Consider the following 17,280-nt stretch of genomic DNA (forward strand, 5'->3'; position numbering starts at 1 on the left):
ACGGTTTGTCACGTATAGGCCTGATGTGGTTGCAAGTTAAGAAAATGCTGACCCGAATCCTTTTCTCTACGCTCATTCTGGTGGCTGTCTGTACGGCGGCTGCTACTGCTCAGCAACGTCAACCGCCGGTGGGCCGGCCGCCGGTACGGGTTATTTTCGACACAGACATGGGCCCGGACTACGACGATGTGGGAGCCATCGCCCTGCTGCATGCGCTGGCCGACAGCGGGCAGGCACAGATTCTGGCGACCGTCGCCAGCACCACCTACCCGCGGGTGGCAGCGGTGCTGGATGTGTTCAATACCTACTTCAAGCGTCCGCGTATACCCATCGGCGTACCCAAAGGCGCGGCAGTAAACGAAGGGGATTTTCAGCATTGGTCCGACACGCTGGTGGTTCGCTACCCGCACCGTATCACGCGAAATGATCAGGCGGCCGATGCCGTAACCGTTTACCGACAGGTACTGGCCCGGCAACCCGACCACAGTGTCACGATTGTCACCGTTGGCTTTCTGACCAATCTGGCCAACCTGCTGGCCTCGCCCGGCGACCGGTACTCACCGCTGACCGGTCGGGAGCTGGTTGCGCGGAAAGTGGCCCGGCTGGTGAGTATGGCGGGCTGGTTTCCCAACGGCCGCGAGTTCAACGTCCATAAAGATGCCGGCGCCTCTCAGCAGGTGTTCGGGCAGTGGCCGACGGAGGTCATCCTGAGCGGGTTTGATATCGGGAAGGAAATTAAAACGGGCCTGCCGCTGGTGCAGAATCCGGCTATCCGGAACAGCCCGGTTAAGGATGTGTTTGCCATTTGCCTGCCCAAAGCGGAAGGCGACCGTAATGGCCGCATGAGCTGGGATCAGACCGCCGTGCTGGTCGCCATTAAGGGCACCACGGGTTACTACACCCTGAAACCGGGACGGATGCGGGTGGCCGCCGACGGATCAAATACCTGGGATGAGCAGGGGAAGGGCCATTTTTACCTTGTTCCTGCCATGCCGGTGCCACAGGTAACGGCGCTTATTGACCGGCTTATGCAGCATCAGCCGGCCGGAAAATAAGAAACTGAACGAAGCTACAGGCCAGTGGTTTACGGGTAAATGCTGCCGGCTGGCGGCACAACACCAACCCCTTTTCCCTGTACCATTATGAACCGTATCTCAATTTGGGCACATCGCCATGCGCTGCCGGCAATCGGCCTGATTATTCTGTTTGAAACCCTGAATGCACTGCTCGGCGTGACCATCGGGGCCGGTGTCTGGACCGCAGAACAACCGGCAGCGGGGCTGTCGCCGTGGGTATTGCACGGACTGGTAGCGCTGCTGGTCGGGGTTGCCGCCGGTATGCAGGACTACGGGAAAATTGTCGGGCAGCTATCGCGCCGGATGAAGCATGCCGGTCTGTTTGGCGCCTTTACGCTGAATTTATGCGTTTTCATGGCCTGCGGGGCGATTTGGGCAGAACGTTCGCAGACCCTGCATCCGTCGGGCGGGCTGGGCAGTTACAGCCGTATCGAGACCATCAGTGATTCGGGGCGGGCGGTTCGTACTACGGAAAACGATTATGTCCGCGAAAAAGCGTTGCGGCAGGAAAAGAAGGCCAACGTATTCCGGACCCTGCTCCGCCGCGATGACCCGCCAGCCGGCAAGGACCTGACCGGTACCCGGATTGGCTACATCTTTTTGTTTTTACTGGGCCTGACGCTGGCCTATTTCTCGGTGCCGCTGGCCTGCGGGCTGCTCTGTGCCGAAAAGGCCTTTCTGGCTGCACTGGTGTTTTTGCTGGGAACGGGTGTGCTCTCGGGCGGTATTTATTTCCTGATCCGCGCGCTGAAACCTGACCTGACGCTCTACCGCGACATGGCCCGCGACGAACGCAAACGCGAAGGCCGCCGCTATCTCCGGACCTGGCTGGCTACCCTTGGCGGCGTGGTATTGCTGGGGCTGCTGGCGTCGGTATTGTAAAGAAGGATTACGATAGTTTTACGGATGCCGGGAATAAGGATTTATCGTTTGCTGTCCTGTTTTCCGTTGTCATCACAGTATCCTTTGTTGTCTGTTTTCATATTCTGAACACCCCATTGATACATACTGTCAATTACAGGTAATAAGGTTTTACCATAGTCAGTTATGCTATATTCTACTCTTGGTGGAATTTCGGGAAAAATTATCCTGTCAATAATGCCGTCCGCTTCCAGTTCTCTTAACTGGTTTGTTAACGTCTGCTTACTTATTTCGGTTATGTTTTTCAGCAACATACTGTAACGGTTTCTGTCTGTCCGTATCATGTGAATGATGCTTGGTTTCCATTTTCCCCCAATAATATTCATACAATATACGACAGGGCAATTCCCGGGTGTAAACTCTTTTGTCTTTCTGATTACGGTACTTTCCATTAGTCTATTATTTTAGCCTATGCCCGGATTATTGGCAATACAGGTTATTTAGGCAAAGGTAGTAAGTTTGTACGATCAAACGATTTTAATAGAAAACGTAAATGAAAGCGATACAATACAATGACTTTGGCTCATCCGATGTGCTGGTACTTAATGAAATACCGCAACCAGAACTCAAAACAGCCGATGATGTTTTGATACAGGTAAAGGCGGCAAGCGTAAACCCGCTGGACATTAAAATCCGGATGGGGTATATGCAACAAATGCGACCGGTTCAGTTGCCGTTTGTCCCGGGGTTAGATGCTGCGGGCATTGTGGTAGCCGTTGGCGATAATGTTAAAAATTTTACAGTCGGAGATGAAGTGATGGCAGTAACCATGGCGAATGCTTATGCAGAGTTTGTGGTTGCTAATCAGAACTTTGTGTCTCACAAGCCCAGTAATATTACCTTTGAAGAAGCCACTTCTCTGGCCGTAAACATTGGTACCGCAGAAAGTATTTTGTTTACCGAAGGGAAATTAGAGGAAGGACAAAAAGTGCTGATTCAAGGGGCTGCCGGTTCGGTAGGAGCCACGATGGTACAGCTGGCAAAAAACAAAGGACTTTATGTATATGCCACCGCATCGGGCAGGGGCGTAGATATAGTAAAGGAGCTGGGGGCTGATGAGGTTTTTGATTATAAAACAACTGATATCTCAAAGCAAGGCATTGCCGTAGATTTGGTCGCAGATTGTGCTGGCGGACCTTCACAAGCCAGCTTATTTGACGTACTAAAACAAGGTGGAAAGTTATTGAGCATCGCAGCAATGCCTTCGCCGGAATTAGCCCGGCAATATCAGGTTGACGCCCGGTTTGTTTCGTCAAACCTCACGTCTAAAAGTTTAGAAAACGGATTGCAATTGGTAAAAGAGGGCAAAATTAAAGCGTTTGTCTCAAAAATAGTTCCGTTGGCAGAAGCGGCACAAGCCCAGGATTTTGTTTCGGCAGGTGGCGTAAATGGGAAGGTAGTTTTAGCCGTTAGTTAATTTGTTTTTTCAAGGGAGTAGTCACTTTTTATACGTAATCAGATGAGAAATATTCCGGCATAAATTTCTCATCTGATTACGTTCGGACAGACCCGACCTCCATCCGGCACCGCTACTGGTTTGTCAGGGAGAGCCGTGCCGGATGGAGGTCTGAATTGCTGGTGTGCCTTTCAGTGTTTGGCCAACACGTTCAGCTCATCGGTTCAGATATACTTCGTATAGTTTATTATTGGCAAATGTGGGGTTGAATTCACTGCTTTGCGGGGCCGTAGCAACGATGCCCCCATACACCCATCCCAGCAATATGCGTCCCGAACCCAGTTTATCGTAGTCGATAATCCCCTTCGTACCGGGATAAATCGGTGTATTGGTCGCCGGGATGAACACAGCATCAGACCCGATATAGCCGGGTAAAGTTGGGGTTTGCTGAGGAATTTCATAGGTTGTAAAGTCAGCGTTTCGGACAATAGTTGTGGCCCAATTGCTGAATGGCATGAAATTCAGCAGGTTACTTTCTTCAAGTTTGCCTTTTTTGTCATAGTAATAAAAGGTAATACCTCCCAGCAAGGATGTCATCATCTGGCGGGTGCGTGACGAATAGAGCCCGATGTGCGCACAGTCGTACAGGTTAAAGGACTGTTTATACGTTGTATCAATACCAAAATAAGGGCTGCCGGCAGGTGTCTGGAACATATAGATCGGGTTAAGATACGCGCCTGACTGCTGCGTGAATACCCCACCGTATACGGTCAGACCGGTAGTATTATCAGGCATCACAGTTTCAACTACATTCAGGTCGCGCCGATGAAACTGATCCGACAGAAAAGCACCGCTCCATGGAGCGTTATACGCCTGGTAATTCTGAATAGACAGGCTACTGCCGGTGTTGCCGATCTGAAACCTGCGGACTTGCTGCGAGTAAATACCCGTAACGCCTCCTCTGTACTGAGTATTATAATTATGCCCCATAACGAGGTAAAACCAGTTTCCCAGCTTGTGGAGCGAGCCGCCCGTAATGCGCATCCGTTCATCGGTGACAGCTAGAATACTGGCCGCTAATGCGCCCGGGTTGTTGCTTTGAATGGCATTGATTGCGTTGGGCACATTAATGGCCGTGAGGGTCGGGAAGGTCTGATAGCAGGCGGCCGAATCGTTGCCACAGCTGGAGCCGTAGCCACCGATACAATACAACACGTTACCATCCTGCTCATACTCCATGTTGGAGCTGGATAACTGACCTTTGACCGCAGCCGGGACGGGCAAACTCCAGACCTTCTGATTAGCTACATCCAGCACAAACATATTGGTATTGCTGTATTTGGTCGGGAAGGTGCTTTCATTATCAGACGTGCCGTGAAAACCATTTGTCCGGCCACCTATCAGGAGCAGATAGCCTTGAAACTGACCCATCGCATACGATTGCAGGGTAGGCGCTCCGGTCCAGCTTATCGCAGACATCTGGATCGAAAAGGGGGCTGACGCAGGCACATTGGTCGCTTTCTGACTGAAAATACGGCCTGTATTCTGGTTAGCGGCTGTCGTAGCCGACAGCACGCTGGTGGTTGCGGGCCTGCGCTTTGTTTTGGCGTTCTGCGCAAAAGCCTGATTCGCTACGGTCAGTACGACCGCCAGCAGGATGCTTAAACAGGATTTCATGATGCTTGATCGGATTGAGTGGTTAAACAACTGGTGAAGGAGCGTTGGTATTCCCGAAAAACTTCAGGCACCAGGCCGTCAGCAGGGTTCGCCGGGAGGCAGAGAGGTCGCGCGTACGTGGCATGGCTTCCGACAGGGCCCAGTAGTCAAGGCTGATGCGTTGCATAAGCCGGCCGGCCATTTCGGCATCGTTCCAATACGTCGGGTCATTGAGCGGAATACGCATACTCATGGCCGGGTACAGCAGGTAATAGTTTCTCAGTACTTCGTTGTAAATGACATCAAACGTCAGGAGCTCATTACCAACCGGTTGCGGGTCCTCCGGATTGACATAGTACTGACTATAGTCGACGTTATTGGGTAGTATCCGGATATTGATAATCGGAAATGTCAGCAGACTGAATTGCCCGTAGGAAAGTGGCGGCAGTGAGTAGGTGGCCGGTACGGCCGTTATCAGGCGGTTCCCGGGACTATCGACGGGGAGCGAAATGGGTTGGCCGGATGTGTACGGCAGCATCAGCGGTTGCCGGTTGCCGGGTTGCTGATTCGGCGTTGTATCATAGTACCACAGCGCCAGCGGTGTGTTGGTGTCGATGGCTCCTTTGCGGAAAACCGTAAACGAAATTTCTGTCGTATCGGCCCCATAGTCCCTGAACTGGCTGGTTGTGGCTACGGTGGTATCCTGCTCGGCATACACCCCCGATTGGTCGGATACGACGTAGTATATCGATTCGTACAGCAACGTTCCGTAGGTTGGGCTGCTTATTGCCAGCGTTCCATCCTGTATGGCTGTCAGCAGGCCGGCGTCGAAAGGGAAGTCGAACAGCCAGCCTGTCTTGTCGTTATCCATATCCGTGTACGGAATAGACGCAATTGTGGTTGTATTGCCCTGATACACAATATCAAGGCATAAGGTGCCGAAATCGTATTTAGGGTTGGTACTGGTCTCCATGGGGTCATACGAACCTGCATACTTTTCGGGTAGACTGGCCGACAGATCAATGGAGACGACGTAGTTTACCGGGTCGATGGTGGCAATAGCCGGTGCCAGGGCAACGGCGGGCCCATTGGCCCGGCAGCCGGCCGGAACCGGTATCGTATTGGTGCCCGGGATCAGGTAACGCCCCGTCGGCGCCGACTTCATTTCCCCCTCAAACCAGGGAGCTATCGTTCCCTGAAGCTGAACGTAGGTAGGATTCAGCCCCTTTTTCGCATACAGGGCTTCAATCTGATCGAACCACGTGTCGCCCGGATAGTTAAACGTATTGATTCCCTGCATAGACCGGAACATAACCATCCGGCAGACAACCCCTGCCAATGGTTGCCCTGACGGTGACCGGTTTGGCATACCATCGAGAATAGGTTGCCCCTGCAGCTCGCTGAGCGGAATAACACACTGGAAAGATGCCGCCGCTCCATTGGGTCCCGTCAGATTCACGTTTCGCTGAAAATTAATCCAGCGTGTGATCGCCTTACTGGGTTTGCCCGAAAAAAGAAAGCTGTTTCCCGACTGCAGTGAGAGGAAATCGGCGAAGATTTGCGAGTTACTGGGGTCTTCCGGGTTGATGTCGATGAGCATTCCGGTGCTGCGCCCTGTTTGGTCCGGGCGGTTGTTAAACGAAAGCGTAGCGGTTTGCAGCTCGCTGAGCAGGTAGTCCGGAATGATCTTGTCCGGATCCGTTACCCCCTGCACCGCAACGCCCATCATCGTCAGGCCCATATCGCCATAAAAGTTCCATTCAGCAGGAATGAGGTATGTAGGAGCATCGGCTGTGGCTGTACTGCCCTCGCTACGGGCCATTTGCAGCGCGGTTGTCTTTGCCGGCGGATCGCTGAAGGTTCCCTTGGTCTGTACCCAGGTAATCCATTCGTCGTCGGTCATGCCATACATAAGGGGCTGAACGTTAACGGAGTCGGCCAGGCGGACAGGCTGCCCTGCATATTGACTTCCGGGGGGGAATACGTCATTGGAATAGTCGTCATTATTGGCCGTGCCGACATTGACAGCCATCAACCCTTTGATGTTGATGCGCGGGAAATTAAAAATACTCATATGGATAAAGGTTTAAGAATAAGAAAAGGAATATAAAGGCAGGGTAATAGAAAGGCGGGGTATCGCTTATAGATGTGATAAAGGGGAGGTCAGTCTTGCCAACGTTGCCCCCACTTCCAGCACAAACCAGATACGATCATGACGAGTATAAAAGCCAGAAGCGCTTGCTGGAAGTTAGTGGCAAACGCGCCGGCCAGGGCAAACAGTAAGCAGGCAGGAAGGTGTCCCAGCAGCGAGTAGATGACCATTCCGGAGAAGGAGACACCACTAATGCCGGCCCACAAGCTGATTGTTTCGGAAAGGAGCGGGATGGGTCTGGAAATTACAATCGCAATAACCCCGTATTGCCGGCAAAACGCCTGCACACGTAACTGCGTTTCGGGGCTAAGACGCCTGTTGATGTACTGTCGGCTGCTTCGGCCCAGATAGAAACCAAGAATAGACGAGGCCATGACACCAGTTAAGGAAACCAGCATTCCCGAAAACCAGCCGAAAAGCATTCCGTTACCCAGCAGCAATAAACTTGATGGAATCGGTAAAACCACATCCAGACTCAGCAAGCCTATGCTTATACCCATAGCCTGCAGTGGATCGAGTAGATGCAACTGGCGTATAGGACCATCATAATCGATCCCAACGTTACTTAACAGGAGAAATGAAACCAGAAAAATCAGGAAGGTTATCCCTAGTGCAGATAGTAGTTTTTTCATGTTTACATTAAATGGTGAAACTAATGAAGTAATACACTACTAATTATAAAAGATTCTTATATGTATTTTTTCAATGATTATATAAAATTAGAGATAAAAAAATATACTATTTATGTATAGTCGTAAATAATTTTTATAAGTAAATATATAAATGGTTTAGTTTTACTAAGTACCTGTTTGGCGATGACCCACCGGCCTGGCCGACAAGGACCTGACCGGACCTGCGGACTGCCGGGTGCCGAAAAGGTGTTTCCGGCCGCGCCGGGTAGCGTGGTATTGCCGGGGCTGCCGGCGTCGGTATTGTAAGGGGAAGAGATTTATGGGTATTCTCCCGGTGCTGACAGGCGGGGTGCCGGGGACATGTGTAATTGCGTGTGTGGAACTAAGGAGTTAGTAGCTCCTGATCGTTTTCAGATAATTAGCCGGTCTCCGACCGGCTAACGTACGGGCGTAGGTTAACCTACGCCCGTGCGGCTGTGGTAAAGGTAGCAGTAAGGGCCACACGCTTTACTCAGCAACCACCTTTGCGGGGGGCGCGTTTGTAAAGTAGTTTGCCGTCCCGCGCTACATAGTCGCCCGCTACGATTGGATAGGCATACTTGGGTGCGTACGAGACAGCATGGCTTTTGATACGGATTTTGTCATTAACCTTCAGGCTATGCAGTTGCCTGAATTCGCCGGATTGCTCCGGCCCGAAACTAAGAATATACTCCTCACCGTCAATCCGGACCATCACGCCGAAACCTAACCGTGAACCCGGCGGAAGCGAAAGTGACGAGACAACTGCCTCCATGTTGCTCGAATCACGGATCGGGTTTCTTAGTTTAGCCGCACCGGCAAGCACCTTTTTCCCTGCGGGAGACGCTTTCCAGTTTACGAACGTTATCCCTTCAGGTGTAGCCTCCCATTTTTCCCGTGCCGTTTTCCGCTCAGCAGCAGTGAGCGGTTTTGCGGTTGCTTTTTCAGACGGTTCATTGCTGAATCCGTGATTAGCCAGTACCAGTCCGCTTACCAGAACCGGCACTACGATCAGTGCATAGATACCCTTTTTCATATTTTTTGTAGTTTTAAACAACGTAACGCAATCGTCTGACAGATCAAATCCGGTGAAGATATGGTAACGTTTGTGCAACAAACATACACGGGTGGTGTGCAAACGGAGGCCCCCGGATTGTAAATAATCGTGTAAACTTTGTAAATAATTTCCTGACACTATGCTTGTTAACAGAAATATATTGCCAGTCAGCCGAAAGCGCCTTGCAGGTCTGGTCTTACTCACGTTTGTTTCTGTACTCTGCGTGGCGTTCAGCATGACCGGCACGGATGACGTTGACGTTGACAAACGGGAAATTTTACTGCGCCGGATCGGACATGAACTACTGCTTCAGTCCGGCGACAGCACATCACGGGTGCTTCCGGTAAAAAAGATCGCCGGCAATGAATACCAGATCAGTTTTGAGAAGGCCTTTACGTTTCGGCCCGACTTCCTGGTAAAGACGACCCGCCATTGGCTGGCCAAAGATCCACTGGCAGGGGAGTATGTGGTTAAGGTACTGCATGGGGGCGATGCCGGGGTAGCGTATGGATTCGCTGTGTCCGGTAATAAAAAAGATGATATTATCTCTTGTCTGGGCAGAAAGCAGCCCAAAGCGTTTTACCGGATAAACATCAGGTTTCGGTCTGCGGAAAGTAATATCGCCGGGAACGCGTATCTGCCGGGTATCCTGGCGTTAGTGGCCGTTATGGGATATCTTTTGCTGAGGCCTGCCAAACCGCAACGTGTTGCGCCCGAAAAGCAGCCGGCTATCCCGGAGGAACATCGTGCCGGATTGCGGCATCTGTCTGCCGATGTGTTTACGTTGGGAACGATGACGTTCGACGCGGAGGCGCGTAAGCTTCTGCTCAATGAAACGGCCACCGAGCTGACCAAAACGGAAACCCGCGTGCTGCGCATGTTTGCGCTGACGCCAAACGAGGTGATCGAGCGAAGCCGGCTGCAGAAAGAGATATGGGAAGATGAAGGGGTTATCGTAGGCCGCAGTCTGGATATGTTTATCTCCAAACTCAGAAAAAAACTCGAACCGGACCCAACAATCAGTATTGCCGTTATACGCGGTAAAGGGTATCGGCTTGAGGTTGGTTCGTGAAGAGGGGAGTCTCCGTTGAGTGTAGATTGACCTACGTCCGTGCGTTAACCGGTCTCCAACCGGCTTTGAATCAATTCCGCCATTGATCACATATAGTGCCCGGCGGCCGGAGCCTTGACACATATCAGGAAGAATCTCCCGCCCGTAAGCTGTTCTTGACCTAAATCAGTCTACGGGCGGGCGCGGTTCGCCGCCGCGGGCATTGCCGAAGGTCATGGTAACACTTCTATCGGCTATTTTACAAACATGCAGAAGAATTTTGTACTATCCAATTGAATGGAAACCTACCTTGTTGCCTTCTGTATCTATAAACAGTGCAATAAATCCATTGTTTCCAATTGCAGTTTTCGGCAGAATTACTTTACCACCGGCACTTTCTACTCTGCCTAATGGAACTGAAAGATCATTTCCGCCATCTAAGTAAACAGTTGTGCCGGTCATTGAAGGAACAAAGTTTTCACCGCAACCAATTGCCCCGCCAAATCCCCCTTTTAGCGAGTCAGACGGTAAATAAGCATATTGCATATTTGGATTAGGATCGATATTAATTTGGGCATCTAATACTGTAGCATAAAATGCTTTTGCTCTGGCAAAATCTGTTGCCGGGATTTCAAACCAGTTTAGCGTATTTACCATGTTTATTAAAAGTTAATTGTTTATGTTTTTTCGTTGTAGTATTGAATGGACTAACGCCAAAAAAGATGCTCAATCTATCCTGACTTTGTTTTTTCGTTTACCTGTTTGCCGGTTGGTTGAATAGGTGCTCCGCCTGCAGGAATTCCTTGTTGATCAGGGACTTGCATCCGGTTCGTCCATGATTGAATGTATTCTATAGTTTCTTTTGATGCTAAGGTATTGGGTTTTTGAGTATCACCGCCTCAGAATAAAAAACATAAAATTGTCTATTTTGAATTGATTTTAATTTTTAATTATTTTTGTACTTCAAATTTGCAGGGTTAAGCTAAATAAAACAACCAGGATGTTAAAAATGTGTTAGTATGAAAAATAATACTATTGTTGAAAACCAAGAATATAAGTCTGGAGAAAAAATGATTTTTGATGAAAATTCTTGTCCGGTAACGGCAACAATGCAAGTTTTAGGGGGAAAATGGAAAGCAATTTTAATTAATGCCATCTATCATACCTCGCCTGCAAGATTTGGAGAATTGAAACGAAGTGTTAAAGGGATTACTCAATCAATGCTCACTTCACAACTTCGCGAACTGGAACATGATGGTATAATTTGCCGGAAAATTTATGCTGAAATTCCACCCAGGGTTGAATACACTCTAACCGAGTTTGGACTTACGCTGTCGCCAATAATGCTATCAATGGCTAAGTGGGGAGAAGAATACAGAATAAAGAAGCAATAGGTAGTTTGGTATAAGGAGCTATCGAGGGCCGCAAAAAGGCGGGTATGGCACTAATGGCACCTGCTTTTTCTTCAGGACCAGGATAAAATTCAGTTGCACCAAAACCACTGAACGGTCGTTAGAGGGCTGATTTCAGCCCATTTTCATCGCTGACACCTGGCGAGCCACCAAACTCCTGTATCAATACAATACTTGATGAATAGCAAGAACCTCCTGGTAGTCTATCATTTCGCCAGCTTTTCAAGCAGTTTCCGGTCTTCTGTCAAAATTGTGTTTAGGTTGAGTGAAAGACGCATTTTATCAGCAGTTTTTTTTCTACCTGGCGAAGGTATTGCAATAGGTCTTCCGGAACATCGTCGGGCAGCTTATCTACAATCTGCACGATTTCCTGTTTAAGTTCCATACACTAAAGTCATTTGGCATTCATATTAGCAATTTCTGACCAAATCGGAAAATGTTCAGCATCAGAAAAGCTACATCCTGTTGCCATGAACAGAAAATGGTGCGAGGGTAGTTCACAGGGACCTGGGTTTCCTGCTTTGGGCGTTGTTCGATCTACGCCCGTGCGGGCATTCTCTTTAGCCTAAATGTGTGTTGCTGTCCACGCTAATAACTGAGCACCTGGTAAAAAGAATACTTGCGCCAGCATTGTCCCGAACAGTCGGGCTATGGTCATATACACAATATATTTCCTGAACGTTGCCCCAATGTTACATCATCTGTCATGGCTGATAAATGAGGGTCTATAAAGGCAAACATCAGAATTGTCGCAAAACCATTAATAAAAGCCGACAAGTTACTCGCTGTTGTTCGGTAGTCAGGATTCAGATAGGAAGCATAAACAGCAGATAAAACACCAATTGTCAGGATCGCAACGGCAAAAATGTTTAAAATGAAGATTCGCCAGGGAAATTCGCTGTCGATTTTTAGTTGTGCAATATTGTCTTTGTGCGGAATGGTCAAATTGTCCTTAAAGTACAGAATACCTGTTTTTGAAAAGCCATGCAGTATGAGCTTTCCCATTGATTTATGAACGCTGAAATTAACTACCGCTTTCGACAAAACCCGTTGAAATGTCGGAATGAGAAAGGCTCCGATAAGTGTAGCAATGGTACAGGAAAGAATGATAAGCCGAAACGTCTCAAGGTTGTCGTATACACCGATTTTAATGTCATTCTCAACGGTTTTTGCCAGAAGCGGTGCCTGGAAACCGTTTGCTGTCCTCGACACAAGAACAAGAATAGTAAACAAGGCAAAGGAAATAGCAATCCGTCCTGTCCGGATATCGACTATTCTAACCGAATAGGATAGTGTCGTAATCAGGTTGATTACAAATGTCAGCAGTACTACGATTACGATTTGTGTCGTCATTGTTGGTGTCTGTTTGCGTTGTTGCTAACGGTTTGGAGCGGGGCGTTCGGACGGGGGATTTGACTAGAGAGCCCCATTTTTCATACTTTCTAAATATTGGAGAGATGTTCTCTAATCGGTAAGTTGGATTGGCATGAATTATTAAATGGGTGGGAGCTGTCTACAGCCGCCCTTCCAAATATTCTTCACTCCTCTCAGACGAGCGAGAACTGGGCATTGCTGGTAACGTTTTTTGGTTTGGCGATGTGGCGGATTTTTAGCACAAATGTTCATTAGAATTCTGTCAGCCGCCATATCGCCAAACCGATGTTATGCGGTTGCCAAATTTCCTTGTCGTCTATTTGGTTAGTAAAGTCAGGAATTTATCGTTCCATTCCGAATTACAATTTTGGTCATACTTTTCGTCTTCAATTTAGTCTCAACTGTCCAAGAATTTGTTTTTACAATAAACGCTTCTAAAGATTGATATTTTGAATAGTAGTAATTATGATGTGCTTTGTCAGGTGATTCTATTAAGTCTTCAATAATGCTACACAACTGTTTATTTATCTCAAACCATCTGTAAATAGTTACGAAGTCTAGATTGTCGAGTTGATTTGTAATTGTTAGATTAAGATTTGTATTCTTACTATTGAGTGCAACTGTCAATTGACCGTGAGCAATTTTATTTCTAATTATACTTGGGTCAACAATAAATTTCTGAATTATTCTTTTCAGTTCTAGAGCTTTATTTGGAATCTCTGAACCCTTAGCCTGTTTCGAAAATTTTCGAAAAGCAAGCTCAAGGCACTTTAACCATTTCTCTTGGATACTTTCTTGTCGAAGAATTTCGTCTACAAATGGCTGGTCAAAACCGTGAGGAGTTAAAATCATTTTCATAAAACTCGCTTCGGAATATGTCGAGTAAAGCAAAGCGTAAACTTTTGTCTGAACGGATGCAGTTAATCTTTTGCCTGTCTTTAAAGACCTATTAATTATTCTTCTAATTTCTGTCTCAGCCGATAGAAAATCGCGAACGTTAGTTACGTATGCTTGAAAAAATTTGTATGTGTCAGCGTGTGGCATAGTTTAAAAATTTTGACCAATTGTGCCGGCTAACGAAGTCCTGTTAGGAGTGCATTAGCCGGCAGGAATCGAACCTGCGACCTCTCGGCGTTACCGAGTGCTCTAACCTTGCTGAGCTACAACTCTGTTGCAAAGTTAAGAAAAAAACTTTCACAAAATGTTTTGACAATGATAAGATTTTTCAATTGTCGCACTGTTTCCATTGGTGACGCATAACGTTTTGGCGCTTGGCGCAGTGGCGGATTCGGAGCACTAAACTGTCAACACACTATAAATGTTGATGCGAGGTAGAATGTTCAATTAACCACGTCACCCGCCATTGAGCCAAACGCCTGTTGGTGGCTGGTGTTTTTATTGTTCTTAGCTTATCCAAGTGAATAATTGAGTCGCCTTGTTCTTAGGTAAAACCAAAAAAGTTTTTATGTCAAACAACTTTGCGTATGAATTAAATTTTGATTTGTATTGGGTGTTTATATTTGAAATGTATGTGCTATCAATGTCTGCCCAATTAATAATTGATAATAGCTTGATTGTAGTGTTATTTGAAATCGTAAAAGGCGAACATTGTTGAATTTTATTGCCGTTTACCTTACCGAGTAAAATTGACATAAACATACAAGTCGTGTCAACAGACTTTTTTAGAAGATTTTCTATTCTATAATTTGAAATTCCTGCTTTCATTTTTTGAATCTCGTCAGGTGTATAATTCGGGTCACTTTCTTCAGCAAGAGTATTATTCTCCCAATTTTTCAATTCAATGATATAGAGTGTATCGCTTGTTTGGTCATACCAACAAACATCCATTTCAGCGAAATTATTTTGAATAGCTTTATAGCCATCACAATCACATAACCTAAAGTAGTTGTTGTCGGGAAAATTTAATGTTATTGAACTTTCTGTAATCGGCATTTTAAAAACTATTTTAGGTCAATATTAATTTCTTCATCATACATTTTAAGCGCTTCATCAATAATTGAATTGGAAGGTAAAACTCCATCAATTAAGTCGTGAAAAGAGTTGCTTACAGGTTTTCCCATTTCTCTTTTTAAATTCCAACAGCAAACATTTAAATCGTCTCTTTTTGCACAATTAGCAAGCTGTTTTATAACAAAATAGCTATGTGAGGCTAGAAAAATTTGAACACCCGCCTTACTCATTGCAACTAGCATTTCAACCATTTGTCTTACTGCATCTGGGTGTAATGCAGTTTCAGGCTCGTCCATAAATAGAATTGTTCCTTTACCTAATTGACGATTCGTTATTAGAGTCGTCAGAATTCCTATTTTTTTAATCCCTTCTGCTGTCTGTTGCATTGCAAACTGTTGATTGCCTTTCTTAAAAACGAATGGTTGCTCTTTTTGCCCTGTTTGTTCTATTTTTCCTTCAAATAAGTCTTCAAGTGACTTGTTTACTTGGCTAAGTTCAGTTGCAACTCGCCCTTTTGTCGTTTCCAAGCTAAGAGCCTTGATTAAGTCTAAATATGTGTCATCAAATCCGACACCATAAAAATTCTCTCTAATATTTCTAATGTCAGTAAAAGCGGTTAAAACTTCCTTAGCTGGAACAAATAATGCATTTATTGAACTATTTATCAATGGTTCTACGTGTTCAGTGCAAGTAGTAATAGATTTCTCTGTCCTATCTCCAAATGAGAAGTAAATAGGCTGCTTATATTTTCCATTGTTTCCAACTATTGTAATATTTACATCAAGTTTTTCTTTACTACCCTTTTGAACTAAGTCGCCAAGTCCATTTTTACGTGGCATAAATGTGTCATGAAGTTTGTCTGAAAGTTCTTTCTTAAACACTACATCTGATTGTTTCGATTTAAGACTGTAAACTTCTAATGATTTAACAGTTGCATATAAAAGTTTGAGCAATCCTGTCTTACCTGTATCATTCTTTCCAATTATCACATTGATAGAAGGAATGTCTTTTAAGCTCAATTCCGAATGAGCCATAAAATTCTTTATTGTTATTGAGCTTATCATTTTCGTTTATTTCAGTTTTCAAATTTAGTTTATTTTACTACACATAGTCTTGTTACACTGTCTTTTTACACTTGCCACCAACGTTTTTGGGCTTTGCGTTCGGGCGGGCTTCGGAGCACAAAGTTTCAAACTATTACTAGAGTTTATTAGAAGCACAAAGCTTCAAGTTTGTACGTCAGCCCGCCTGACGCAAAACCCGTGTTGGCGGCTGGTTTTATTCTTTGAGTTTTAGTCGTTGCTTTAAATTCTGTGATGTTGTAATAGAATTCCAAATTGTAAACAATTTGCAGTGTATCTGTTTATTCGGATGTCTGAACAATAAAGCATATGAACGGAATTTGGGTTAGACATAGTTTGATTTGTAGGATAGGTAGTAAAATGTGTCCGTTGCATAGCAGCAGTATAAAAAGCTAATTCTCGCCTAAACCCCAATAATTCTCTTATAATACTTTTTTTAATGGAAGTATTTTTACATTCAACGGCTAACATTACATCTGTATGTTGAGGATAACCTGTTAGATTTGGTTGAAGTAAAGCAATGTCAAGTTCGTGATAGTCTCCGTTTGTTTTTCTAAGTGGTGCACCACGCATTTGATAGCTAATAGTTGCAAAGTATGTATCAGTAAACAACTCACCGAAAAGCACTCCTCCATTTCTTACTTCAAAATACGGATAAACTCGATTGATTTGTCCGCCCTTTTGACGAAGTGTTAAAATACTTCCACCGATAAGTGTGACTTGAAGCCCTTCTTGAGTTACTAAATTTTCAATTATAGTTGCGAGAACGTGGGCTTCATAAAGTTTGCCTTGTAAACTTCTTGTCGGCAAAAGATTTGTTATCCTTGCAGGAGAAACACCTGCATTCGCTTGAAGTATTGCTGTAATCTGTCCTTTTATTCTAGCTACGTCTGCTGCTGTCATAATTAATTTTCTTCTCGAATTTCTTGTAAAATTTCTCGGAATGTTGAAATAATTTTGTCATAGTTAGGTAATTCACTCAAGTCATAATAGACTTGTTCTCCAGAATTTAAAAGTTCAACATTAATTGTTTCAATTTTTTTTTCGCCTTTAGTAAACTCATTTAAGCGATTTATCAATTCTTGAAAATTTTTATTTGATAAATTTTCTAAAACTTCAATGCTTTGAGTTAGATAAAAATCTAAAAGATAACGAGGCTGTCTTTCGAAATTTTCTTCTTCATATTCTTCTTCAAGTCTTGTGTTAACTTCTGTCACGATGTCGCCAAAGCCATTGTTGTTTAGCTCCTTAATCAGAAAATTTCTAATCTCGTTTGCTTGTTCTGGTGTTATCATCGTTTAAATTTTAGATTGTCGCTTTATTTCTATTAGTGGAGTCTTTGTTACACTTGCCGCCAACGGTTTCGGGCTTTGCGATCGGGCGGGATTCGGAGCACAAAGTTTCAATTTATTACAAAAGGTTATTAAAGGCACAAAGCTCAAAGTTTGAACGTTACCCCGCCTAACGCAAAACCCGTGTTAG

The 17,280-nt window shown here is 45.7% G+C and carries 18 protein-coding genes and 1 pseudogene; 6 read left to right on the forward strand and 13 right to left on the reverse strand.

From position 1 onward, the window contains the following. The first annotated feature begins 44 nt into the window (after positions 1-44). Together BLX24_RS14885 and BLX24_RS14890 are read left to right on the forward strand one after the other, a co-directional pair. Positions 45-1,055 carry a nucleoside hydrolase gene (locus tag BLX24_RS14885; RefSeq protein WP_071504138.1) on the forward strand — a complete coding sequence of 337 codons (1,011 nt, stop codon included), beginning with the start codon at positions 45-47 and terminating at the stop codon, positions 1,053-1,055. Between the two features lie 87 nt (positions 1,056-1,142). Then, positions 1,143-1,958, forward strand: a complete 816-nt coding sequence (locus BLX24_RS14890; protein ID WP_143092690.1) for a hypothetical protein — start codon at positions 1,143-1,145, stop codon at positions 1,956-1,958. Between the two features lie 41 nt (positions 1,959-1,999). On the opposite strand, the gene BLX24_RS14895 is transcribed toward BLX24_RS14890, so the two are convergent. Further along, the gene (locus BLX24_RS14895; RefSeq protein WP_071503952.1) at positions 2,000-2,389 is read right to left on the reverse strand and encodes a winged helix-turn-helix transcriptional regulator; all 390 of its coding nucleotides are present in this window, start codon (positions 2,387-2,389) and stop codon (positions 2,000-2,002) included. Between the two features lie 101 nt (positions 2,390-2,490). On the opposite strand from BLX24_RS14895, the gene BLX24_RS14900 reads away from it, so the two are divergent. Further along, positions 2,491-3,414, forward strand: a complete 924-nt coding sequence (locus BLX24_RS14900; RefSeq protein ID WP_071503953.1) for an NADP-dependent oxidoreductase — start codon at positions 2,491-2,493, stop codon at positions 3,412-3,414. Positions 3,415-3,609: 195 nt separating this feature from the next. On the opposite strand, the gene BLX24_RS14905 is transcribed toward BLX24_RS14900, so the two are convergent. The 3 genes from BLX24_RS14905 to BLX24_RS14915 form a co-directional block, all read right to left on the reverse strand. Continuing rightward, entirely contained in the window at positions 3,610-5,070 is a 1,461-nt protein-coding gene (locus tag BLX24_RS14905) for a hypothetical protein (RefSeq protein WP_071503954.1), read from the reverse strand. A 22-nt stretch (positions 5,071-5,092) separates the two neighbouring features. After that, complete coding sequence (locus BLX24_RS14910; protein ID WP_071503955.1) at positions 5,093-7,123, reverse strand: hypothetical protein; 2,031 nt, start codon at positions 7,121-7,123, stop codon at positions 5,093-5,095. An 89-nt stretch (positions 7,124-7,212) separates the two neighbouring features. Next, positions 7,213-7,833 carry a TVP38/TMEM64 family protein gene (locus BLX24_RS14915; RefSeq protein WP_071503956.1) on the reverse strand — a complete coding sequence of 207 codons (621 nt, stop codon included), beginning with the start codon at positions 7,831-7,833 and terminating at the stop codon, positions 7,213-7,215. Between the two features lie 183 nt (positions 7,834-8,016). Between BLX24_RS14915 and BLX24_RS33905 the strand changes: the two genes are divergently transcribed. Then, on the forward strand, positions 8,017-8,139 hold the full coding sequence (locus BLX24_RS33905) for a hypothetical protein (RefSeq protein WP_262482988.1): 123 nt from the start codon (positions 8,017-8,019) through the stop codon (positions 8,137-8,139). 205 nt (positions 8,140-8,344) lie between these two features. On the opposite strand, the gene BLX24_RS14920 is transcribed toward BLX24_RS33905, so the two are convergent. Beyond that, a complete protein-coding gene (locus BLX24_RS14920) occupies positions 8,345-8,887 on the reverse strand; it encodes a hypothetical protein (protein ID WP_071503957.1) in 543 nt (180 codons plus the stop codon). A gap of 160 nt (positions 8,888-9,047) precedes the next feature. Here BLX24_RS14920 and BLX24_RS14925 point away from each other — a divergent pair, with 160 nt between their 5' ends. Beyond that, a complete protein-coding gene (locus tag BLX24_RS14925; RefSeq protein ID WP_071503958.1) occupies positions 9,048-9,980 on the forward strand; it encodes a winged helix-turn-helix domain-containing protein in 933 nt (310 codons plus the stop codon). A 264-nt stretch (positions 9,981-10,244) separates the two neighbouring features. Here BLX24_RS14925 and BLX24_RS14930 read toward each other — a convergent pair whose 3' ends face one another. Beyond that, on the reverse strand, positions 10,245-10,616 hold the full coding sequence (locus BLX24_RS14930) for a VOC family protein (protein WP_071503959.1): 372 nt from the start codon (positions 10,614-10,616) through the stop codon (positions 10,245-10,247). A 362-nt stretch (positions 10,617-10,978) separates the two neighbouring features. On the opposite strand from BLX24_RS14930, the gene BLX24_RS14935 reads away from it, so the two are divergent. Beyond that, positions 10,979-11,353: a winged helix-turn-helix transcriptional regulator gene (locus BLX24_RS14935; RefSeq protein WP_083421998.1), complete on the forward strand. Its 375-nt coding sequence runs from the start codon at positions 10,979-10,981 to the stop codon at positions 11,351-11,353. A gap of 274 nt (positions 11,354-11,627) precedes the next feature. On the opposite strand, the gene BLX24_RS33910 is transcribed toward BLX24_RS14935, so the two are convergent. The 7 genes and pseudogenes from BLX24_RS33910 to BLX24_RS14965 all read right to left on the reverse strand — a co-directional run bounded on the left by BLX24_RS33910 (position 11,628) and on the right by BLX24_RS14965 (position 17,093). After that, positions 11,628-11,756: a hypothetical protein gene (locus tag BLX24_RS33910; protein ID WP_262482989.1), complete on the reverse strand. Its 129-nt coding sequence runs from the start codon at positions 11,754-11,756 to the stop codon at positions 11,628-11,630. A gap of 180 nt (positions 11,757-11,936) precedes the next feature. Then, positions 11,937-12,724: pseudogene (locus BLX24_RS14940) on the reverse strand (lipid II flippase Amj family protein). 354 nt (positions 12,725-13,078) lie between these two features. Further along, positions 13,079-13,789: a hypothetical protein gene (locus tag BLX24_RS14945; RefSeq protein ID WP_071503960.1), complete on the reverse strand. Its 711-nt coding sequence runs from the start codon at positions 13,787-13,789 to the stop codon at positions 13,079-13,081. Positions 13,790-14,149: 360 nt separating this feature from the next. Next, entirely contained in the window at positions 14,150-14,698 is a 549-nt protein-coding gene (locus tag BLX24_RS14955) for a hypothetical protein (protein WP_071503961.1), read from the reverse strand. Between the two features lie 8 nt (positions 14,699-14,706). After that, positions 14,707-15,780, reverse strand: a complete 1,074-nt coding sequence (locus BLX24_RS14960) for an AAA family ATPase (protein WP_071503962.1) — start codon at positions 15,778-15,780, stop codon at positions 14,707-14,709. A 240-nt stretch (positions 15,781-16,020) separates the two neighbouring features. Next, positions 16,021-16,701, reverse strand: coding sequence for a hypothetical protein (locus tag BLX24_RS32160; protein ID WP_143092691.1), 681 nt, complete (start codon positions 16,699-16,701; stop codon positions 16,021-16,023). A 2-nt stretch (positions 16,702-16,703) separates the two neighbouring features. Then, on the reverse strand, positions 16,704-17,093 hold the full coding sequence (locus tag BLX24_RS14965) for a hypothetical protein (protein WP_071503963.1): 390 nt from the start codon (positions 17,091-17,093) through the stop codon (positions 16,704-16,706). Positions 17,094-17,280 lie beyond the last annotated feature (187 nt).

Source organism: Arsenicibacter rosenii (genome assembly GCF_001870735.1).
Lineage (GTDB): Bacteria > Bacteroidota > Bacteroidia > Cytophagales > Spirosomataceae > Arsenicibacter > Arsenicibacter rosenii.